Genomic DNA, 21,078 nt, shown 5'->3' on the forward strand with positions numbered 1-21,078 from the left:
ACCACTCCCAGATTGGAGTGGTTATTTTTTATATAGAAATATAATTATATCGTTGCACGATTATATCGTTATACGATATAATTAACGTGATAGCATCACTGGCCAATGGATTAGCGAAGTAAGGGAGGAAAAAATTATGAAAAATCACGTTAGTACATTGCAAAAAAAACAAAATAGCCCGCAAACTTTTATTCTTATTGCGGGTGCTTGGCTTAGTGGTTGGTTCTGGAAACCAGTAAAAGAGCGGCTTGAAGCAGAAGGACACCGAGTATTTGCTGTCGATTTACCGGGACACGGAAACAACAATACTCCATTGAATAATCAGAATCTGGAGAGCTACGCACGTTATGTTGCTACTATCCTTGATCAGGAATCTAACCAAGTGATTCTAGTTGGTCACAGTTTAGGTGGAGCGATATCCTGTCAAGCAGCGGAGTATAATCCGACAAAAATAAAGAAATTAGTAGTTCTATGCGGATTTTTGCTTAATGACGGCGAAAGTGTAAACGGATTGCGAGACGGTATCAATCCTAGGAATTGGCTAAAAATGGCCGAATCAGGACTTGTCACGCTTTCACCGGATAATAAAATTTCCTATTGGAATCCGCAAATAGTACCTAAGACTCTTTGCGGCAATATGAATAAGGAAGCTGCGAAAAAAGTGATCCAACATTTGGGCGGAGAAGCTATCGCAGCACAATATCAAACAGCTAATCTAGGCAAAAATTTTGCCTGTGTCCCTAAAATTTATATTAAAACGCTCCGGGATAATATGCTTTCCCTAGAACTACAAGACAAGATGATTCAAAGGGTTGTCGAGAAAGTATATACCCTTGATTCGGATCATTTTCCATTTTTATCTGTTCCGCTAGATCTTTCCAATATTTTAGGAAATATCGCTACTACGGTCGTGTAGGGAATTGGATTTATAAAAAACATAATAAATGTATACACAAATGCATAAGACGGTCTGAAATGACAGCAACTACAGTTCATCATTGAATATATGGGGATCTCTAACCGTCAAACAATACAAAAAGCCGTTCAAGATGATTTTTCAACACCTCGAACGACTTTTTTCCTACCTATTCAAATAGGTAAGGCCAGATATAAGCCTCCATGTTCAACACTTACCACGTTCTAACATCTATCATCTATACATATATCGTTAAGTAGTTTCTCTAGATTTCTAGACTTGCCAATGCCTATAACACTGTAAGGACTTTCATGAAACATTGGTTTAAAGTCCATACTCTTTTGCTAACTTTTCAAACAAAGGCAAAGCACGCTGAACAGTTTCTGTTTGTACACAGTATGCAATGCGCATATGGCCCGGAGCACCGAAATCTGTGCCAGGCACGAGCAATAGATCATATTTTTTGGCGCGTTCACAGAATGCAAGATCATTCTCTTCTAGCGTTTGGGGAAACAGATAGAATGCGCCTTCCGGTTTCACACAGTTGTAACCCATAGAAGTTAACGCTTCAAGTAAAATATTTCTATTTTTTTCGTAAATAGAAATATCGGCTATATCTGCTGCACAACGAGTAATAACTTGTTGAAACAACGCTGGTGCGCAGACATAACCTAGTACACGTCCAGCACCGCAGATAGCAGCATATAGGTCTTCAAATTTATCTACTGTGTTAGGCACCAATACATAGCCAATACGTTCCCCGGGAAGCGATAACGACTTAGAATAAGAATAACAAACCAACGTATTCTTGTATTTCGGTGCAATAAATGGAACCTCTATTCCATCAAAAATTATTTCACGATAAGGTTCATCAGAAATTAGAAAAATAGGATGACCATATTCCTCTGACTTTGCATTAAGAAGTGCAGACAGACGGCTAATAGTTTCATCCGAATAAACTACACCTGAAGGATTGTTAGGAGAATTAATCACAACCCCCTTCGTATGAGAATTTAAATTTTTCTCGAATTCTTCGAAGTTAATCTGAAAGTCTTGTACCTGAGCGGAGATCACTACGCACTTAGCACCAGCTCCATGCTCAATAAATACCTGATACTCTGGGAAAAAAGGCGCAAAAACAATGAACTCATCCTCTGGCGAAGCTGTGAGTGCCTTAAAGCAGAGCAAAATAGATGCAGCTGCACCAAGAGTAAGATAAAGATTTTTTGCCGAATACTCGGTCCCAAAACGGGTGTTTAAAGACTTCGCGATTGCAGTACGACTATCTTCATTACCCTGGGCTGAAGTATAGCCGTGAATAGCTGATGGATGCTTAGTATTAATTATATCACGAATTGCGTGTTGTACTGAATCTGGTGCAGGCACATTGGGATTGCCTAGTGAAAAATCAAAGATGTTTTCCCTTCCAACAAGCTTTGCACGCTGGTTACCAAATTCAAAGATTTCACGAATTGTCGAACGCTTCTTTCCGAGTGCCAAAATATTTTGGTTTAACATAAAAGTATACCTCCTGAAAATCACTTTAAATCGATGCAGGGCAAACCTACAGCTCTTATTACGCAGATAAGTTTCTTGTAAACAAAATATGAAAGAGCCTTTTATACTTTTCCATACTCTTCCGCGAAATCCTTCCTTTATTTCGTATAATTTTGTTTACATAAAATTATGCTAATATATTGTTCTGGGACGAACCGCACGGCAATCTTGATGTCAAACTGAGAATAAGGATACGACAAGAGATCAGAAAATACTCCTGTCATTTGTGGCAGGAGTATTTTCTGCTTGAGGTCTTTTAAGCCAGCTTTACAATGATAAAACGGAGAGCTACTAAAAGCTAAAAAATCACATATGAAGTTTTTTGGTAAACTGTGCACAAACTTTGTTTACCACCACATACAATACGGGCACAACGAAAATACCTAAGGTAGTGGCAGCCAAGGTTCCGCCAACCACCGCAGTCCCCATTGCTGACCGTGCTCCGCCACCCGGACCAGTCGCTAACATCAACGGGATACAGCCAATGATAAAGGCTAACGAAGTCATTAATATAGGTCTGAGTCTCAGTTTAGCTGCTTCCAGAACGGCCTGTTCGGCAGGAATTCCCTGATCACTTCGTTCTTTGGCAAACTCCACAATCAAGATGGCATTTTTAGCGGCTAATCCGATGAGCATCACCAAGCCGATTTGCATGTAAACATCATTTTGAAAACCGCGAAGCGACTGGAAAATACCTGCTCCCAGTGCAGCTGTCGGCACCGCCAGGATTACTGAAAGGGGAACACTCCAGCTTTCATACAAAGCGGCTAAACACAGAAATACGAATACGATCGCCAAGCCGAATATCAGTAAAGTCTGGCTGCCTGACTCCTTTTCTTCCCGGCTTAAATCAGCCCATTCATACGAATAGGTTTCAGGCAGGGTTTCCTTCGCCACTCTTTCTAACGCTGCAAGTGCCTGTCCGGTGCTATAACCGGCAGCTGGATCGCCGCCAATTTGAATGGTTGGATAACCATTAAACCTTTTTATAATGGGCGGACTATTTATTGAAGCAGGACTTACCAGTGCATTAAGTGGCACCATCGTCCCCTGTGAATTGCGCACGAACAAATAGCGGATTGAATCAGGTTCGGCTCTGAATTTAGGATCTGCCTGCAGGACAACTTTGAATGCGCGTCCATAGGCATTAAAATCATTTACCTGGGTTCCTCCCATAAAATACTGCAGAGTCTGAAACACATCATTCACGGATACTCCCAATGTTTCGGCTCTTTCCCGGTTTAACTCATAATTATACGCAGGTGTATCGGTCCGGAAGGTAGTGTAAAACACGCCAATTTCCGGCAGCTGATTGGCGGCGGCAATAAAGCGGTTGGCGACATCCTGCATTTCCTCAAGAGAACCTCCACCGCGATTTTGCAGCATCAGAGATATTTTTCCCTGACCGCCTAAACCTGGCAATGCCGGCGCATTAAAAGCCACCACCTTGCCCTCGGCTGTTTTCAGTGAACGCATGATAACTTCGCGAATGCGGTTTTGGACAGCCAATGCAGGCTCAGTTCTTTCTTCCCAAGGTTTTAGGGCAACAGCAACAATGGCTGTATTTGGTTTAGCCGCACCTGAAAGAATATCTACACCGGAAATTAATATCGTATCTTTAATGCCTGGCAACTCACGAATCATTGCCGCCACCTTATTACCGACTTCGCGAGTTCTATTTATAGAAGCCGCTTCCGGTAACGAAATAGATGTAATAAAATACCCTTGATCTTCATCCGGTACAAAGCCTGATGGCAGTGTTTTTATAATAAAACCGGCAGAAACAAGCAAGACTAAAAACATCATCATCGACAGTTTAAGTTTTCTTGTAGAATGAATAACTCCTCTTCCATAACGTTCTACAAGGTTGTCAAATACTTCATTAAATGCATTAAAAAATCGATCCAGACCGTTAGTATTGTTTTTTTCTGTATGCGGTTTTAACAGCAGTGTGCAAAGTGCAGGTGTCAAGGATAACGCAACTACTGCGGAAAGTGCCATGGAAGAAGCTATGGTAATGGCAAACTGACGGTATAAAACGCCGACGGTTCCGCCAAAAAAGGTTATTGGAATAAACACAGAAGCTAACACAAACGCAATGGCAACAACCGGACCTGACACGTCTTCCATTGCTTTGATAGTGGCTTCTTTCGGTGATAAATGATTATGCCGCATATGGTGTTCAACCGCTTCCACTACTACAATGGCATCATCAACTACCAGACCTATGGCCAGTACCATTGCAAATAGTGTTAAGGAATTAATGGAAAACCCAAAGATATAAAAGGCGGTGAAGGTGCCGATAAGTGAAACCGGAACGGCCAGCATAGGGATTAGTGTTGCCCGGAAGCTCTGCAAAAAAATAAATACGATGATCAGCACCAATAACAAGGCTTCTAGAAAGGTTTTTACGACTTCTTTCAAGGATTCTTTAACAAATAAAGTATTGTCAATGACGATATCTTGTTTAATATCACTAGGAAATTTTTCTGACGCCGCTTCAATTACAGCACGGATTTTGTTTACGGTATCCAAAGCATTGGCATCTGGCGTTAATTTAATGTCAAACGCAACGGCTTCTTGACCGTTATACTCGCTAAAGTATGTATAGTTTTTTCCGGAAAGCTCAACCTTAGCAATATCACGAATACGGATTAGCGAGCCATCCGGATTAGAGCGCACAATAATATTTTCAAATTCAGTCGGTGTTTGCAACCGGCCTTTTGCCTGTGCATTGTACTGGAATTCCTGATCAGGCAAATTGGGATATTCGCCAATTCTGCCTGCCGGCGCCTGAATATTCTGCTGCCGCAAAGCTTGCTGTACATCGGTTGCAGTAATTCCCAAAACCGCCATTTTATTTGCTTGCAGCCAAACACGCATAGCAAAGTCAGAACCATATTCATCTACAGCCCCGACACCTGGAATCCGTTTAATCGTGTCAACAATCTGAACACTGGCATAATTTTTAAGAAATACGGCATCAAAGGTTCCTTTCGGTGAATAAAGCACAAAATACATAATGACATCAGGCGATTGCTTTTGTGTTGTCAGTCCAGCCTGTGTAACTTCTTCCGGCAGACTGGCAGTAGCTTGTGAAACCCGGTTTTGCGTTTGTACTGACGCAATATCGCCATTTCGGTCAAGTCCGAATACAACATCCAGCTTATAACTGCCATCACTGCCACTTACTGAACTCATGTAGGACATGCCCTCAACACCGTTTACCTGTTGCTCTATTACCTGAGCCAAAGACTGCTCTACCACCTCAGCGCTGGCCCCTTGATAATAACCGGATACGGTCACCCTAGGCGGAGATATCTGGGGATACTGGGATATTGGTAAAGAAAAGGCAGCCAACGTTCCCGCAATAGTGATGATAAGCGATAGAACGATGGCAAAAACCGGACGCTGAATAAAGAACTTCGCCATTGTACTACCCCCTTACTGGCTTTTTTTCTGCCCATATTGTTCAATTTCGACTAGTTCTACATTAACTTGTTGGCCTTGCTTCGCGTTCTGGATACCTTCCACCACCACTTTTTCACCAGGATGTAAACCATTTTCAATAAGCCAAAATGAACCCATCCGCTGTCCTGTAGTAACAGCCCGGACTTCAACCTTGCCATCTTCGCCAACTACGGTTATCATACTTTTGCCCATTAAGTCTTGTACCGCACGCTGTGGTACCAATATAGCGTCTGTACGAATTTCAGAAGTTGCCCTTACTGTGGCAAACATGCCGGAAAGCAATCTTCCCCGTGGATTGGCAAACTGCGCTTTGATAGTAAGTGTACCGGTCCCTGAACTTAAACCTCGTTCGATTTGCGTAACGTTGCCTTTTTCCGGATATACAGTTCCATCTTCTAAAACAATCTCTAGATTGTTGCCATTTTCTGAAACTTGCCCACGAGATGCATATACTTTCGAAAAGCGTAAATATTCATTCTCACTCAAGCTAAATTTTACCAGTACCGGATCGATAGAGGAAATTGTAGCCATCGTTGTTGTCCCCTGCTGAATATAAGTGCCGACAGCCAAATTACTGGTATCCATTCGTCCGCTAATAGGCGCTACAACCAAGGTATTGTCAACATCCAGGTTTGTCTTATCTAACTTGGCATTAGCCGAATCTACTCTTGCACCAAGCTGTTTTTCCTGTTCGACAGCATCATCATATTCTCGCTGTGAAATAGCATCAACGGCAATAAGACGCTCCATCCTGGCAAGATTTTGTTTTTGTTTGCTTAATGCTGCCTGGCTTTCGGCAAGTTGTCCTTGGGCATCAATCGAAGCTATTTCATACGGCTGCGGATCTATTTTAAATAAAGGCTGTCCCAGAACTACCATTTGTCCGCCAGGTGCAAGGCGTTCGATGATTTGCCCGGAAACTTTCGCCTTGATTTGAACTTCCTGTTGTGACTCAATTTGGCCGACAAATTCTAATACTATCGGAACACTTTGCGACTTGATCTCAATAGCCTTAACAACTGGCAGCGGCTTTGTGGCGCTTTGCTCTTTAGCACAACCAGTTGCGAATAACATGAATGCTAAAATTACACAAAAAAACAAAAACTCTCTATGCCTACTTTTAATAATAAACATGCGAAAATAACCTCACTTTTTATCAAAAATGTTAGTATTTTCAAGTATTCCCTTTAAAGTTAAAAATTCCTTGTAATTTTGCAAAATATCTTTTAATATAAAATTTTCTTTAATATTTCACAGTTCTTAAAGTGACGATAAAAATGCCATATAACCCTTTTTAGTTTCGTACACATCAGCCTTGCTTACGACTTCCCAAGGAGCATGCATATTGAGCACTGCCACACCGCAGTCTATTACTTCCATACCGTAAAGTGATAAAATATAAGCTATGGTACCGCCACCGCCAAAATCAACCTTCCCAAGTTCTGCTGTCTGATATGCAACTTTATGTTCATCTAAAATGTGTCTTAATTTTCCAATATATTCTGCATTTGCATCATTGGAACCGGATTTTCCCCTTGCGCCTGTAAACTTGTTGAATACCATTCCTTTTGCAAAATAAGCTGAATTTTTCTTTTCAAATGCTGAAGCAAATGTTGGATCAAATGCTGGGCTAACATCTGATGATAACATCCTTGAATTCGCAAGTGTTCTTCTAAGTATAAGTTCTGAATATCCGCCCATTGCATGTAATACTTCTGCTACCGTATTTTCAAAAAATTTTGATTGCATGCCAGTTGCACCAACACTACCGATCTCTTCCTTGTCCACAAGAATTGTACAGGCTGTTCTCTTTATGTTGTCAAACGTAAGCATTGCTGCTAAGGACGTATACGCGCATACCCTATCATCATGACCATAAGCCATAATCATGCTCTTATCAATTCCCGCTTCCCTTGCTTTTCCTGCTGGAACCACTTCTAATTCTGCTGAAATAAAATCTTCTTCTTCAATGTCATATGTATCCTTGATAAGTTGTAAAATCTGTTTTTTTACGGCATCTTTTTCTTCACCTTGTAATGGCTTATTTCCAATAATTACATTAAGTTCTTCGCCTTCAATTACTTTATCTGCCTTTTTTTCAAGTTGTTCATGTGATAAATGAATGAGCAAATCGGAAATGAACACAACAGGATCTTTCTCATTTTCGCCAATTACTATTTCAACAACCGTTCCATCCTTTTTTACTACAACGCCGTGAATTGCAAGTGGTAAAGTAACCCACTGGTATTTTTTAATTCCGCCATAATAATGGGTATCAAGATAAGCTAACTCTGTATCCTCATATAATGGATTCTGCTTAATGTCTAGTCTTGGAGAATCTATGTGTGCCCCTAAAATGTTAATTCCTGCTTCAATTGGATTTTCACCAATCAAAAATAAAGCAATGGCCTTCTTCATGTTTGTAGCGTACACTTTGTCTCCGGCCTTTAATTTTGTTTTATTTTTTATTATATCTGCAAGATTTTGATAACCGGATTTTTCTACCATTCCCACAGAGATTTTCACGCATTCTCTCTCTGTTTTTCCGCCATCTAAGAATTTTAAATATTCATTATTGACCGATTCTAATTCCTTCAATTCTTCATTATCATATTTTGTCCAAACGTTTTTTCTTTCCATGAACAAATACCTTCTTTCTATATTATTTGCACTAACAAGTGTTAAAATATATACATATATCAAATAGAAAACACGGCTGTGATGGCCGTGTTTTCTATTTGATAGTTTGGCTTATTGTTTTTTCTGCTCTGTTAAACTTTTTAGTCCCTAAATAAATAGCGCAAAGTACACATACCATCCCACTCAATTGGCTAAGCCCAAAATTCTCTTTTAAAAAAATCAAACTAACAAGTGTTGCCGCAATCGGCATAAACCCAGTATAAAGACCTGCTATACTAGCTGCTACCTTTTTAACACCACGATACCACAAAATAAACGAAAGTACACTGGCTGTTACGGAATAATACACGATTAAAAACCACATAGATATACTAATTGAGTTAAAACTATAATCTAACGCCTCGTTAATCGCAAATGGAAGAAATAGAAACAATCCCATTATATTTACGCCCACCGCCATTTGGAGGGGGCTTAGAACACCAGAAAGTTTCTTAGCATAGATCGTGAAAAGAGCCTCTGAGACCACTGCTCCTATTATTAACAGGTTCCCTAATAAGGCACCTTCCTTTTCGGTGGAAACGCCTTGAAAACTAATGACTGAAATTCCCAATACCGCGAGTCCGACAGAAAAAACTTGCCTTACAGAAGGCTTCTCTCCTAATATAAAAAAGGACAACAAAGCAATAGCTGCTGGAACAGTACTCGTTATAATTCCTGCTGAAGTGGCCGTAGTAAATCTAACTCCATACAGTATGAATATACTAAATAAAAAAACGCCAAAAAAAGCTTGTAAAAATAAAAAAAATAAGCTATTTTTGCTCAAAGGAGTTATTTTTTTACTATCACCCAGTACTATTGGAATCAAAAATAACAACGCAATAAAAAAACGGAGCTCCGAAAATAAAAAAACAGGCAATTCATTAACAATAATTTTCCCTACTGCTACATTAGCCCCTACAATCGACATTGATAATGCTAACTGAAAGTAAGCTATTCTCACAAAATTCCCTCTTCCCGGCGAATAGATGTCGCCTGTGAACGAGTTTATTGGTTAACATCACACAATATACATATCATTATAGCACAATCGCCTTAATAACAGTAATTATTTTCCAAAGTAACAGGTAGTGGACTTTCATCCTATAACCATGAAGTAATTGTATCCGCTCCGTAGAAAAGCGGTGCTATTTCTTTTGTTCCTGAGCGTATCTATTGGGGGATGCGATGTTATCTACTGTTATCTTCGTTTTGCTTTGTGTGGTAATAAATACACCTGCTATGGTTAAAGACATTCCTATTACATGATAAGCAGATATTTTTTCACCATACAATAGCACCGCAATCCATAACGCATTTATAGGCATTAGGTTTATATAAGCCGAAGCTTTTGTCGCACCTACGCGTTGAATCCCCCAATTAAATAATAAAAAGGCCACAACGGTTGCAAAAACGGCTAGATAGACTAGTTCCAGCTTCGTTTGGGTGGATATGCTTATAGCTCTATACCATGGCCCCTCGCTGAAAATCGAAACTGCCAGCAGCATCCCTGCGCCAATTATTGTAGAGACCGATGTTACCATACCCGCGCCCATTGTACGCGTCGTTTTCTTTATTAACAGCGTATATGCAACCCAGCTGGCTACTGCCCCGAACAGATATTGCTCCCCCACCCCAATCGACATATGAGTGAGAATACTAAAATCACCTTTGCTAACAACAAAGGATACGCCTATAAGAGATAAGATTACCCCCAGGAGAGTGCGTATATTACCCGCTTCCCCCATAAAAAGACTGGCGATGCACGCCGTGAAAACCGGATTTACTACGATTATCAATGATCCTGTAATAGCAGAAGTATACTGCATTCCGGTAGCAAAAAAATAGTTGTAGAAAAAAACTCCTGTGGCCCCTAAGGCAAACAAACTAAAAAAGTTCCGTCTAATTGACGACCATTCTAATTCTTTACGCCAACCACTCCATAGTAGCATAATCAGTCCTGCTATACTGAACCTGATTGCCGATGCTGTTAATGGCGTCAATTCTGTAAGCACATGCTTCGTCGTACCAAATGCACCACCCCAAAACAAAGGGACTAGCAACAAAATGAGATAGGTTTTCATAAGACTTGGATTTTGCATGAATAACTCCTTAAACTATATATTTTTTTTAGCATATCACAACAATCTTAGACTAAGCAAACTCTATACAGCAAAAAAGAGCGGTCTTAGCGTCTTTTTCCATTTTCCCTTCGCTGTCATTCCTCCCATCGTATAAACTACCAAAGCTTTTTTGTTCTGGTTATTAATCAGCGTCTTTTCATCTTCCTTTGAGGATACCGCCTGCTGCGACGCCTTCGAAGTCTCCGGCACTGAAGCCTGTTTATGCCAAGTCCCCATAGTTGCAAATGCAATTATTGCAAGCACAATACAGGCCAGTACAATATACTTTATTCTCATTAGTGCATCCTCCAAACTCGCTTTATTAATTACTACTTTATTTGCAAAGGGGATGCTGTGCTTACAAAATTCGTCAGCACAGCATCCCCTTATATTGCCATCAGCATAAATAAAGGACTATTTTAACTTACTATACTCATCATCGGTAACAGGTTCCAACCATTCTGCAGGCCCTGCCTGACTATTGGTTTCAACAGAAAGATGTACGAACCAACTGTCTTTAGCAGCGCCGTGCCAGTGCTTCCCTTTTGCCGGAATCTTTACAACATCGCCAGCCTTGAGTTCACGCGCCTCTTTTCCGTCTTCCTGATACCAGCCTCTGCCGCCTGTTACCAAAAGGATTTGTCCGCCTGGATGCTTATGCCAATTATTGCGGCAGCCGGGCTCGAACGTTACGTTTCCGATTGGACAGTTGAACTCTTTGTCGCCAGGCACTAGCATCTCAAGATATGCCTGACCGATAAAGTATTTATTATACGGCTCCGGCATCTTGTTACCTTTTGGAAAAATTACGCTATTACTTAAATCACTCATTTTGAATCGCTCCTTTTGTATTTATAAGCTCTCATCTTTACTCGTTTCGTTTAGTTTACACCAAGCTTTTTCAGCCAAGTTTCTACTTCTGAAGCCTTCACTGCATTGCCATATACTGAAAGAAGTGATAGCACTCTTGAATCAGGGCAAAGCGTCTTAACCGTGCCTTCAATGTTGCCGGAACCGCCTCCGCCATGGGTACAGAACGGAACAACAGTCTTGCCTGTCAGATTATAATTTTCCAAGAAAGTGGCAATCGGCGGTGCGATAGTACTCCACCAATTCGGCGTGCCGACAAAGACTATATCATAAGATGCGAGATCCATGACTTTGGTCTTGAGTACTGGGCGGAAGCCTGCCTGGATTTCTTTCTTCGCCTGCTCCACAACTGTGTTGTAGTCGCTAGGATAGGCTTTCTCCGGTAAGATCTCGCAAAGTGTCCCATCGGTCGCCTCTTCGATCAGCTTTGCCAACTTACCCGTGTTCCCAGAATGTGAATAATACACAATCAAAATATTTTTCATCTAAAAAACCCCTTTCATTCATTTAAAGCTTCGATCCTGACTGTAAAATCGCCGTTCATCTTTTGCCAGTGTCTCAAGTCCGGACGTGAAATGCCCTATCGGAACCAGCCCTTGGGAATAGCCAAAGTCATGGTAAAAAATCGCCAGATTGCCCCATGGAACGAATAAGGTCAAATCACCTACTGATGGCGCATATCCTTCTGGTGCCTTTTCCGTAGATAGGCTACGCGGTGGATAACCGATCTTCTCGGTATTGTTGAAGTCTTTAAGACTCAGTGTGAGCGGCAGCATGAACACGAGGTCGCGACTCGTCGGATTGTCATACAGTTCTGCAACCGCTTCGACACTACCAAAATTCAACTTAATCTTGGTAGTTCCAGATGGTTTCGACACATTATAGATATGGTCTTTGCTATAAGCCGATTGAACACCGCCCATCCCGGAACTACTTTTCGCTGCTTCTGTGCCACAGCCTACCAGCATAATAGAGAATCCTATCATCAAGGCAACAACTGATATTTTCTTCATTGATATGACCTCACAAGTTTTAGATTTGATCTCTACATCAAAGGTTATCACTTTGAGTTAACTCAAAGTCAATAGTTTTTTTACTTTTTATAAAAAAATTATCTTTTAAACTTTTTTCGAAAAGTGCTTGACCTCAAGTTAAGTCCAAGTGCTATGCTAAATTCACTAGGAAAAATGGGAGGAACCATCATGAATCGTCGTGTTTTTATCAAAACTATGGGAGCCGGAGCTGCAAACTCCTGCTCGGCGGTTGCGATTTCAAATTGCCCTTATCGGCTGTTACCTTATACAACACATCAGCCGTCGATAAAAATGCCCCGGACTTCTCCGGTAAGATCGAATATCGTACCATGCCGCGAATCAAAGAAAAAATTAGCACCATCGGCTTGGGGACAAGTGCTCTCTTGGATTATATCAATTCCATAAGGGAAAAATATTTTATAAATCTATTGACTTCGAGTTAACTCAAGGCTGTAAGATGAAATGGATACTTAAGCGGCTTTTATTAGAAAGGGGAAAGATACATGTCCAGCAAAGTATATTTTGTAAACCTTAGAGCAAGAACAGACAAAAGTAATAAGATCAGTAAAATACGAAGCTTATTTGATCAAGCCGGCTTTAATGAATTCCTCCAAAAAGATGCCCTTACAGCAATAAAACTAACCTTCGGTGAGCGTGGAAGTGACGGCTTTATTAACCCGGTTTTTGTGCGACAAGTGGTAGATAAGATAAAAGAAAATGGTGCTAAACCTTTTTTAACCGATACAAACACGCTGTATTCGGGAAGCCGACATAACTCGGTTGATCATTTACTGACCGCATTGGAACATGGTTTTGACTATACGGTTACAGGAGCTCCCATCATCATAGCCGATGGACTGCGCAGCGAAAGCATGACTGAAGTACAGATTGATAAAAAACACTTTAGTAAGGTGAAACTGGCTACAGACATTGTCAGTGCCAACAGCATGATTGTATTATCGCACTTTAAGGGTCATGAGATGGCTGGTTTTGGTGGCGCTATTAAAAATCTGGCTATGGGCGGAGCAACGGCACTTGGAAAAAAAGAACAGCATGCTCTTAAGATTGTAGTCGATCAAGAGAAATGTGTTGGCTGTTCAAAATGCAGTGCTGTTTGTCCGGAAACGGCCATTAGCATCCGTGAAAAGAAGGCAAATATTTCCCCAGATGCCTGTATTGGCTGCGGCGAGTGTTTAACTGTTTGTCCGGTAAAGGCCAATGGAATGGACTGGGCAACAGATCTGGCTGCTTTCCTTGAACGCATGACAGAGTATGGCTATGGGGTACATAAGGCCCACGAGACACGTATTGGTTATATAAACTTTTTACTCAATATCACACCTGACTGTGACTGTGCATCGTGGAGCGATGCACCGATTGTTCCAGATATCGGCTTTTTGGCCTCCACTGACCCAGTAGCTATTGATCAGGCAAGCTATGATCTAGTCAATAAACAGCTTGGCTTCTCTCATTCTTTCCTTTCCTCCAATCTTGAAGCTGGCGCAGATAAGTTTCAGGGTTTGCGTCCTTACATAGACGGTACTATTCAAATGCGCCATGGAGAAGAAATCGGCATGGGCAGCCGCAATTATGAATTGATTACCCTATAAACTAAAAAACCATGTCTTACAATTCATACACATGTAAGACGTGGTTTTTTTATGTTTATCTGCCTTTACGATTCCACATTCATATTTTTCAATTATCATAGTACCTGACTGTAAATATTCGCATAAAGTCAATTAGGATTGGTATCTTTTTTATGAAGCATTCTCTGTGTAGTAAAATTTTCATTTTTTACTCTTCGCAGCAAACTGAACAAAAAATGCGTTATGCCGACATAACTGCCCACAATGGCGAAATGGTCCAGCAAGAACCTCCAAAGGGAAGGCTCTTCGCCCCAACCCATGAAAACACGCTGCATGAGAAGCTTCTCTCCAATATCATTCGCAAAGGATGCATAGATACCATAAATAATGACGACAATGGATACAATGCGGCTCGTAATGACCCAACTTAGGCGGGAAGTATCAATATGCAACCAATTCTTTAGTTTGGCCATCAGTATTTCCCAATGCATCCCCAGGTGGATTGCGATGAGGATAAAGCTCACGAAGGCTGCCCCCTGGTGCAGATCATGCACAAAGAGACTTCTGCTCCGTATGTCTAGCGGAGCAAATACCGTCGCCGAAATCAGCGCACCGGTAACGAATACCGTGATCATCGTAATCACTAAAATTAGATTAACAATCGTCATGACTACACGTCTAAGACTCTGCCTGCCCTTGAAAAAGACATCATACCAGCGTCGATTCAACACATTATGGAAAATAAACAGCAAAGCGAAGACTACCCCGCCAATTTCATGGAGGGAATTTCCTATAAAACGGTAATCCATGATCAACAGTAACAGCACCGTCATTACTATATTCAATATATTTCTCATCAAAGCTTATCCCCCATGATCGTCATAAAAATCTGCCACCATTAATTTTTTGTGTTATTCGCCAAAACCCACCTTACTAAGCCATGCATAAATTTCTTGTTGCTCATATTTGCTATTTCCTCTGAGTACGAGTTCATCCAATACCTGGGCTTTAGGCGCAAGCTTTTTGACGTCCTCCAGGCTGTGGCCTGCCCCATAGCCGCCGTGCGTGCAAAACGGAATAATTGTCTTACCGGCGAGATCAGCTTCAGCTAAAAAGGTAGCTACCGGTGGAGCGATCGTATACCACCAAATCGGCGTACCAACAAAGATAACATCATAAGATGCGATATTTTCTACTTTTGCTTTAAGCGGCGGTCTATAGCCTGATTCTACTTCCTGTTTTCCCTGCTTTTCCACCGTAGCATAGTCTGTAGAATACGGCGTCACAGGCTGAAGCTCAAAGATATCACCACTGACGTTCTTGCGGATCTGTTCAGCAAGAATACGCGTGTTACCTGTATAAGAAAAATAAACTACCAAAGCCTTTTTCTTCGGAATACTTGGCGTTTTTTCACCTTCTTGTGAGGGCACGGCTACCGACTGCAGTGTCGCCTTCGAAGTCTCCGGCCCTGCATCCGGTTTCTGCAGGATACCCACAGTTGCAAACACAATTGCTGCAAGCACTGCAAAGACCAGTACAATATATTTTATTTTCATCTCTACATTCCCTCCAAAACCTATTTCAAGCAATTACCTGCTATGGTCGAATCAACACTCTGGTCTACAATTTCCTGAGCCATTTGGGCATATTCCGCCTCTGACGCATAATTACTCTCAGCGATATAGATCAAGCATAAACACAAGCTGAATACGCCAAACACCATCATAACAGCACCGAACAGTTTTTCTAAAGCGATCATCTTTTCCTCACCTATACAAAATTCCATTTTGTTTTCTATGTATAAAACTTATTAACTTGAGTCAACTCGAGGCTTTCTCAAATATAATTAATTCATTTTACGCCAATCTTTTTCAGCCCGGACTCTACTTGTGAATCCTTTGCCGTGCCGCCATATACCGAAAGAATTGGCCGCACCGCCGCATTAGGGCAGAGTTTTTTGATTGTAACTTCGATATAACCGGAGCCGCCTCCGCCGTGGGTGCAAAACGGAGCAACCTTCTTTCCGGACAAATTGTAGCTTTCCAGAAAAGTGGCAACCGGCGGAGCAATCGTACTACACCAGTTCGGTGTGCCAACGAAGCCGTAGCATAAGAAGCAAGATCATTAACCTTAGTTTTAAGCTCGGGGCGGAAACCCGCCTGGATTTCTTGTTTCGCCTGTTCCACGATTGTGTTGTAGTCATCAGGATATGCCTTTTCCGGCACTAGCTCACAGATCGTCCCGCCAGTCTCCTCAGCAACTTTGCCAACTTGCATGTGTTTGAAGAATGGGAATAATACACAATCAAAAATTTTTTACTCATATCAAAAAATCCCTTTATTGATTTACAACTTCGATCCTGACAGTAACATCGTGGTTCATTTTTGCCAGTTGCTCAACTCCTGACGTAAAATGTCCCAGCGGAACCAACTCCTTGGAATAACGAAAGTCATGATAGTAAATCACCAAATTTCCCCATGGAGCAAATAGAGCAAAATCACCCTCTGCCGGAACTAACCCAAACGGTGCATTTTCCGTAGAAAGCTTGCGCGGCGGATAAGCGATCTTTTCCGTGCTGTTGAAGTCCTTGAAACTCAACGTCAGCGGCAACATGGACACAAGGTCGCGGCTCGTTGGATTGTCGTACAGTTCTGCAACGGCTTCGCCGTCATCAAAGGTCAGCTTGACCTTAGTAACTTGAGACGCTTTAGCAGTTTCAGTAGTTGCCTCCTGCCCCGATGATGCTGTTCCGCCTTGGGCCAAATCGGGTTGTGCGGTACCGGAGCCGCCTTTTGCCGTCTCTGGGCCACAGCCTACCAGTGAGATAGCAAATCCTACCATTACGGCAACGAATACATTTAAAAATTTTTTCATTAACATAACACCTCTTTCTAAAACAAATAGTAGAATCTTGCAGGGATCGTTTAAATACACACAAGCTTGGAATTTGTTTTTACATTCACAGGTTACTACTTTGAGTTAACTAAAAGTCAAGTCATTTTTTGTTTTAATGACAAAAATGTTTTAGATTGTCCAGTAAAACGCCGGAGCCATTATATATGGTTGCGGCATTTTAAATTCTTTTCCAAAAATGCTTGACCTCGAGTTAACTTCAAGTGATATGCTAAATTTATTTAGGAAAGAAATGGAGGCATCATCATGGAACGTCGTGATTTTATCAAAGCTATAGGAGTCGGAGCTGTAGGTCTCATGCTTGGCGGCTGCAATTTTAAATCGTCTTTATCGACTGCTACCCCAGACAATACATCCTCCGCCGACAAAAATATGCCGGAGTTCTCCAGTACGGTTGAATATCGCACTCTGCGTGCCGGAGCAAAAATCAGTACCATCGGTATTGGTGCCAGTGCTCTGCATGAGTCGTCTGCGGCTCAAATTGAAAAAATGATCGCTTATGCTTCCGAGCAAGGCATCAATCTGCTCGACACTGTGATGTCGAACTTTGGGCCGGCGGAAGCTATTGGGCGAGCACTAAAGGGCCGGCGCGACAAGGTAATGACGCAGATGCATATCGGTGTCACTTATCCTCGCCAAACCTACACGAGGACTCGCAATTTAAAAGAAGTACAGCAAGGCTTCGAGCAACAGTTGAAAGTCTTTGGCACAGATTATAGCGATATTGGGCTCATCCATTATGTCGACCAGTCTGATGATTTTGAAAGGGTGATGTCGGGCGGCATCCTGGATTACGCCCAGAAGCTTAAGCAGGACGGAATCATTCGTTACCTTGGCTTTTCTTCGCATTCTGTAGATATCTCCCGCCGTTTTCTCGAAACCGGCCTCATGGATATCTTTATGTTCAGCCTCAACCCGGCCTATGACTTTGTTCCGGTTGATGGCAAGCTGAAGCTGTCCGAAGAACGGCGGCTGCTCTATCAGGAGGCAGAAAAACGCGGCGCAGGCATCACCGTCATGAAGGCTTATGGCGGCGGTCGCCTGTTAAGTGACAGTTCCTCGCCATTCGGACGTGCTATGTCAGTACCGCAGTGCATCCAGTACGCACTGGACCGTCCAGCCGTTGTCTCCTGTCTGCCCGGCGTGCGCAATATGGAGGATCTCAACAGTGTGCTCGCCTATTATAAAACCTCGCCAGCGGAGCGCGACTATTCCTTTATCGCTGGTTCACAGCATCAGGATATGAACGGCGTCTGCATTTACTGCAACCACTGTCAGCCATGTCCTTACGGAATCGACATCGCTGCCGTCAATAAATATCTTGATCTTGCTCAATCAGGCGATGGACTTGCTAAAGACCACTATTTCAAGTTGAGGCGAACAGCCAGGGATTGCACATACTGTGGCGCATGTGTACCACGTTGTCCGTTCCACGTGGATATACTCGACCGTATGCGCAAGGCCAATGCCTTCTTTGGTCGCTGAACAAACCAACTTTTTAGTTTAAAGTGCAAAGGTCTATACAGCAGGTTATTCCTGCCGTATAGGCCTTTTTGCTTAAGAACAAGATGATTAATCAGGAAAAATGCGGATAGCGGCCTCGCCATCAACCGGGCACGCATTTTCGCATGAGCCGCATCCCACACACTTGTCGGTTAAAACAGTAGGTCGATGATGCCCATCCCCATTGATTGCCAAAACAGGACATTGTTCGCCGCAAATAAAACACATTTTTCCCTCATTCCAGGCAATACAACGCGGCTTATCGATAACCGCCTTACCCATCCGGATTTTCTCTAGAGGCACCTCTCTAATGGCTCCGGTCGGGCATACTTCCTGGCAGGCCAGGCATAAATCACAGCGATTTCGTCGCGGGATAAGATAAGGTGTTTCAAAATTTGCTAGTCCATCAGTAATAGGCATAGGCGAGAGCGCTTTGCTGGGACATACCTGAACACACCTTCCGCAGCGGTTGCAAACGGCAGTGAATTCGGGTTCCGGCAGAGCTCCTGGAGGACGTAAAGCTTTTTCCGCCGCCCAAACATTTTTTTTCAAAAAAGCAATAGCCAGCCCCACGGCAAAAGCGGCTTTGAAGAACTGTCTCCGCGATTCTTGATGCTTTGTTGCTGCAACATCATTGGCAGAAACAGATTGACCATTCTTACCGCGCCAAGAACTCTGCCGCCATTCGATTGCCTTTGTGGGGCAGGCCCTTTGACAGTCCCTGCAGGCTAAACACCCTTCCTTCGCAACACCGGTATTCAATGGTGCAGCACCGACTGAACAGATTCCTGCACATTTCTCACAATGCACACAGTTTCCCGTAATCCGGTAACGAAAAAGCCTCGGCCTTGCTACTAGTGACAAGAGAACACCGGTAGGACATAGCACGCTGCACCAGAAGCGGGAAAAAAACAAGGTACCGGCCATTATTCCCATAAGCATCCAAGGAAACTGTCCCTGCAAACTCCTCACAGTTTCATGGCTTAACAACACAAAAGGAGTTAAAAAGAAGACCCAGTTTGAGCCCAGGACAAAAACAATCACCAAGAAAAGCAGCCAATATCCTCGCACAGGCTGTACGGCATGCAGCACTTTACTTCTGGGCAGCGACAGCTTTTTAAAAACTGTCCGGCCAATTTTATCTGTCAGCGCCAACAAAGCTCCAAACGGACACAACCAGCCGCAAAATATCCTCCCCCAAAGCAAGGTTGATGCCAACGTCAATAGCGGCAACCATATCCAGGAAGGAACCTCCTGCTGCCAGCGAAGTTGACTCAACAAAAGCCAGGGGTCAAGTCGCGAGAACCACTGTAATAATAGATTTTCCTGTCCCAGCGGGTATGATAAGTTGGCTATGAGCAATACAAACGATACTAACGAAACAAATTGCAACACATATCGCAGCCATAGTGTTTTCTTAGATTTCATTGCATTATACCTTCACTACTGTAAGCTTTTGCAAGTCCATCTCACCCACGCCCAACTCCGCAGCTGCCGTTACATATTCGATTTCTGCCGGTTTAAGCCCAAACAATGTCGCAGCGTAAGCATCAACGGCGACAGGATCGGCACCAAAGATTACCTGATTCCATTCGCGAATGGTCCCCGGTCCCGTAGGTCCATTATCAGTAATCCCTCTTGTAGCGTCGACAATGGTAAGATGGGGTTTACGGAATGCAGCAAGTTCAGCAATACATTGCATGAGGTCTGTCCTATGGAAGTAGCCACGATCCCATACAAGTCCCATCATATTTTTCAGACCTAGAGTCACCTTTGTCATATTGTGATGCTTGAGAATGGGAAAGTTAATAAATACGTCAGCATTTAACACATCTTTTGAAAATAAGATTGTTTTCAGGATTTTACCGCCCGTATCAACCTGTGTATAGAAACTCTGTGCATTGATGGCATAAGCTTTTCCACCTACAGATTCCACTGCTTCCTTAATGCCGCTGTTCGTTAAACATACAGGCGGACTCTGAAAAGGATAATCAATAACTTTAACTTCCTTGGCCCCCGCTGCCAAACACTGTTTTACGACAGCGGCTACTAGCTGAGGATTGGTCGTTGCAGCTTCTTCCGGTTTTCTGGGGACGCTGAAATTCGGCTTTACTACCACAGTCGCCCCGCTACGGACCAAGGCGCCTATTCCCCCAAGAGCAGCGAAACCTTTCTCGATTAATGCATTCGGGTCAGTTCCTTCCGATATGATCAACTTGCCACGATCATATACACTTGCTGCAGCAGGTATTGCTTGATTGTTCGGTGTATTCTGGGTATTAGTGTTTTGCGGATTATCGCTTTTCCCAGAAAGTTTCAATCCACATCCTGTTAATCCTAACGATACCAAACCATAACCCAGCCCACTGATAAATTGACGTCTGTCCATAATTCATCATTCCTCTCTATCAGTACTCTGCATACTT

21 protein-coding genes are annotated in these 21,078 nt (G+C 42.5%); 4 read left to right on the forward strand and 17 right to left on the reverse strand.

Annotated elements, in window-relative coordinates; all coding sequences use genetic code 11:
• Positions 1-136 precede the first annotated feature (136 nt).
• Positions 137-916, forward strand: coding sequence for an alpha/beta fold hydrolase (locus ACZ449_RS11860; protein ID WP_464261207.1), 780 nt, complete (start codon positions 137-139; stop codon positions 914-916).
• A 324-nt stretch (positions 917-1,240) separates the two neighbouring features.
• On the opposite strand, the gene ACZ449_RS11865 is transcribed toward ACZ449_RS11860, so the two are convergent.
• The 10 genes from ACZ449_RS11865 to ACZ449_RS11910 all read right to left on the reverse strand — a co-directional run bounded on the left by ACZ449_RS11865 (position 1,241) and on the right by ACZ449_RS11910 (position 12,626).
• On the reverse strand, positions 1,241-2,434 hold the full coding sequence (locus tag ACZ449_RS11865; RefSeq protein ID WP_464261208.1) for a pyridoxal phosphate-dependent aminotransferase: 1,194 nt from the start codon (positions 2,432-2,434) through the stop codon (positions 1,241-1,243).
• A 345-nt stretch (positions 2,435-2,779) separates the two neighbouring features.
• Entirely contained in the window at positions 2,780-5,905 is a 3,126-nt protein-coding gene (locus ACZ449_RS11870; RefSeq protein WP_464261209.1) for an efflux RND transporter permease subunit, read from the reverse strand.
• A 12-nt stretch (positions 5,906-5,917) separates the two neighbouring features.
• Complete coding sequence (locus ACZ449_RS11875) at positions 5,918-7,078, reverse strand: efflux RND transporter periplasmic adaptor subunit (protein WP_464261210.1); 1,161 nt, start codon at positions 7,076-7,078, stop codon at positions 5,918-5,920.
• Positions 7,079-7,204: 126 nt separating this feature from the next.
• A complete protein-coding gene (locus ACZ449_RS11880; protein WP_464261211.1) occupies positions 7,205-8,584 on the reverse strand; it encodes an aminopeptidase in 1,380 nt (459 codons plus the stop codon).
• 94 nt (positions 8,585-8,678) lie between these two features.
• Positions 8,679-9,584 (reverse strand): DMT family transporter, encoded by a 906-nt coding sequence (locus ACZ449_RS11885; protein WP_464261212.1) that lies wholly within the window; start codon positions 9,582-9,584, stop codon positions 8,679-8,681.
• 184 nt (positions 9,585-9,768) lie between these two features.
• Entirely contained in the window at positions 9,769-10,722 is a 954-nt protein-coding gene (locus tag ACZ449_RS11890) for a DMT family transporter (RefSeq protein ID WP_464261213.1), read from the reverse strand.
• A gap of 63 nt (positions 10,723-10,785) precedes the next feature.
• Positions 10,786-11,040 carry a hypothetical protein gene (locus ACZ449_RS11895; protein ID WP_464261214.1) on the reverse strand — a complete coding sequence of 85 codons (255 nt, stop codon included), beginning with the start codon at positions 11,038-11,040 and terminating at the stop codon, positions 10,786-10,788.
• Between the two features lie 117 nt (positions 11,041-11,157).
• Entirely contained in the window at positions 11,158-11,574 is a 417-nt protein-coding gene (locus ACZ449_RS11900) for a cupin domain-containing protein (RefSeq protein ID WP_464261215.1), read from the reverse strand.
• Positions 11,575-11,624: 50 nt separating this feature from the next.
• A complete protein-coding gene (locus ACZ449_RS11905) occupies positions 11,625-12,098 on the reverse strand; it encodes a flavodoxin (protein ID WP_464261216.1) in 474 nt (157 codons plus the stop codon).
• Positions 12,099-12,116: 18 nt separating this feature from the next.
• On the reverse strand, positions 12,117-12,626 hold the full coding sequence (locus tag ACZ449_RS11910) for a cyclophilin-like fold protein (protein WP_464261217.1): 510 nt from the start codon (positions 12,624-12,626) through the stop codon (positions 12,117-12,119).
• A gap of 189 nt (positions 12,627-12,815) precedes the next feature.
• Here ACZ449_RS11910 and ACZ449_RS11915 point away from each other — a divergent pair, with 189 nt between their 5' ends.
• Positions 12,816-13,052 carry a hypothetical protein gene (locus tag ACZ449_RS11915; protein ID WP_464261218.1) on the forward strand — a complete coding sequence of 79 codons (237 nt, stop codon included), beginning with the start codon at positions 12,816-12,818 and terminating at the stop codon, positions 13,050-13,052.
• Between the two features lie 98 nt (positions 13,053-13,150).
• On the forward strand, positions 13,151-14,257 hold the full coding sequence (locus tag ACZ449_RS11920; RefSeq protein WP_464261219.1) for a DUF362 domain-containing protein: 1,107 nt from the start codon (positions 13,151-13,153) through the stop codon (positions 14,255-14,257).
• 128 nt (positions 14,258-14,385) lie between these two features.
• Here the strand turns inward: ACZ449_RS11920 and ACZ449_RS11925 are convergent, their stop codons facing one another.
• The 5 genes from ACZ449_RS11925 to ACZ449_RS11945 all read right to left on the reverse strand — a co-directional run bounded on the left by ACZ449_RS11925 (position 14,386) and on the right by ACZ449_RS11945 (position 17,110).
• Entirely contained in the window at positions 14,386-15,093 is a 708-nt protein-coding gene (locus ACZ449_RS11925; RefSeq protein WP_464261863.1) for a DUF4405 domain-containing protein, read from the reverse strand.
• Between the two features lie 54 nt (positions 15,094-15,147).
• Entirely contained in the window at positions 15,148-15,792 is a 645-nt protein-coding gene (locus ACZ449_RS11930) for a flavodoxin (protein WP_464261220.1), read from the reverse strand.
• A 20-nt stretch (positions 15,793-15,812) separates the two neighbouring features.
• Positions 15,813-15,995 (reverse strand): hypothetical protein, encoded by a 183-nt coding sequence (locus ACZ449_RS11935; protein WP_464261221.1) that lies wholly within the window; start codon positions 15,993-15,995, stop codon positions 15,813-15,815.
• Positions 15,996-16,087: 92 nt separating this feature from the next.
• Positions 16,088-16,306, reverse strand: a complete 219-nt coding sequence (locus ACZ449_RS11940) for a flavodoxin (protein WP_464261864.1) — start codon at positions 16,304-16,306, stop codon at positions 16,088-16,090.
• 267 nt (positions 16,307-16,573) lie between these two features.
• A complete protein-coding gene (locus ACZ449_RS11945; protein ID WP_464261222.1) occupies positions 16,574-17,110 on the reverse strand; it encodes a cyclophilin-like fold protein in 537 nt (178 codons plus the stop codon).
• 285 nt (positions 17,111-17,395) lie between these two features.
• Between ACZ449_RS11945 and ACZ449_RS11950 the strand changes: the two genes are divergently transcribed.
• Entirely contained in the window at positions 17,396-18,634 is a 1,239-nt protein-coding gene (locus ACZ449_RS11950) for an aldo/keto reductase (protein ID WP_464261223.1), read from the forward strand.
• 87 nt (positions 18,635-18,721) lie between these two features.
• On the opposite strand, the gene ACZ449_RS11955 is transcribed toward ACZ449_RS11950, so the two are convergent.
• Positions 18,722-20,080 (reverse strand): 4Fe-4S binding protein, encoded by a 1,359-nt coding sequence (locus ACZ449_RS11955; RefSeq protein ID WP_464261224.1) that lies wholly within the window; start codon positions 20,078-20,080, stop codon positions 18,722-18,724.
• 4 nt (positions 20,081-20,084) lie between these two features.
• Complete coding sequence (locus ACZ449_RS11960) at positions 20,085-21,041, reverse strand: DUF362 domain-containing protein (RefSeq protein WP_464261225.1); 957 nt, start codon at positions 21,039-21,041, stop codon at positions 20,085-20,087.
• Between the last annotated feature and the right edge of the window lie 37 nt (positions 21,042-21,078).

The sequence above is a fragment of the Desulfosporomusa polytropa genome, from assembly GCF_055380075.1.

Coding starts and splice junctions, on each gene's coding strand:
- ACZ449_RS11860 (WP_464261207.1), top strand. CDS start 137: ATGAAAAATCACGTTAGTACATTGCAAAAAAAACAAAATAGCCCGCAA.
- ACZ449_RS11865 (WP_464261208.1), bottom strand. CDS start 2,434: ATGTTAAACCAAAATATTTTGGCACTCGGAAAGAAGCGTTCGACAATT.
- ACZ449_RS11870 (WP_464261209.1), bottom strand. CDS start 5,905: ATGGCGAAGTTCTTTATTCAGCGTCCGGTTTTTGCCATCGTTCTATCG.
- ACZ449_RS11875 (WP_464261210.1), bottom strand. CDS start 7,078: ATGTTTATTATTAAAAGTAGGCATAGAGAGTTTTTGTTTTTTTGTGTA.
- ACZ449_RS11880 (WP_464261211.1), bottom strand. CDS start 8,584: ATGGAAAGAAAAAACGTTTGGACAAAATATGATAATGAAGAATTGAAG.
- ACZ449_RS11890 (WP_464261213.1), bottom strand. CDS start 10,722: ATGCAAAATCCAAGTCTTATGAAAACCTATCTCATTTTGTTGCTAGTC.
- ACZ449_RS11895 (WP_464261214.1), bottom strand. CDS start 11,040: ATGAGAATAAAGTATATTGTACTGGCCTGTATTGTGCTTGCAATAATT.
- ACZ449_RS11900 (WP_464261215.1), bottom strand. CDS start 11,574: ATGAGTGATTTAAGTAATAGCGTAATTTTTCCAAAAGGTAACAAGATG.
- ACZ449_RS11905 (WP_464261216.1), bottom strand. CDS start 12,098: ATGAAAAATATTTTGATTGTGTATTATTCACATTCTGGGAACACGGGT.
- ACZ449_RS11910 (WP_464261217.1), bottom strand. CDS start 12,626: ATGAAGAAAATATCAGTTGTTGCCTTGATGATAGGATTCTCTATTATG.
- ACZ449_RS11915 (WP_464261218.1), top strand. CDS start 12,816: ATGAATCGTCGTGTTTTTATCAAAACTATGGGAGCCGGAGCTGCAAAC.
- ACZ449_RS11920 (WP_464261219.1), top strand. CDS start 13,151: ATGTCCAGCAAAGTATATTTTGTAAACCTTAGAGCAAGAACAGACAAA.
- ACZ449_RS11925 (WP_464261863.1), bottom strand. CDS start 15,093: ATGAGAAATATATTGAATATAGTAATGACGGTGCTGTTACTGTTGATC.
- ACZ449_RS11930 (WP_464261220.1), bottom strand. CDS start 15,792: ATGAAAATAAAATATATTGTACTGGTCTTTGCAGTGCTTGCAGCAATT.
- ACZ449_RS11935 (WP_464261221.1), bottom strand. CDS start 15,995: ATGATCGCTTTAGAAAAACTGTTCGGTGCTGTTATGATGGTGTTTGGC.
- ACZ449_RS11945 (WP_464261222.1), bottom strand. CDS start 17,110: ATGAAAAAATTTTTAAATGTATTCGTTGCCGTAATGGTAGGATTTGCT.
- ACZ449_RS11950 (WP_464261223.1), top strand. CDS start 17,396: ATGGAACGTCGTGATTTTATCAAAGCTATAGGAGTCGGAGCTGTAGGT.
- ACZ449_RS11955 (WP_464261224.1), bottom strand. CDS start 20,080: ATGAAATCTAAGAAAACACTATGGCTGCGATATGTGTTGCAATTTGTT.
- ACZ449_RS11960 (WP_464261225.1), bottom strand. CDS start 21,041: ATGGACAGACGTCAATTTATCAGTGGGCTGGGTTATGGTTTGGTATCG.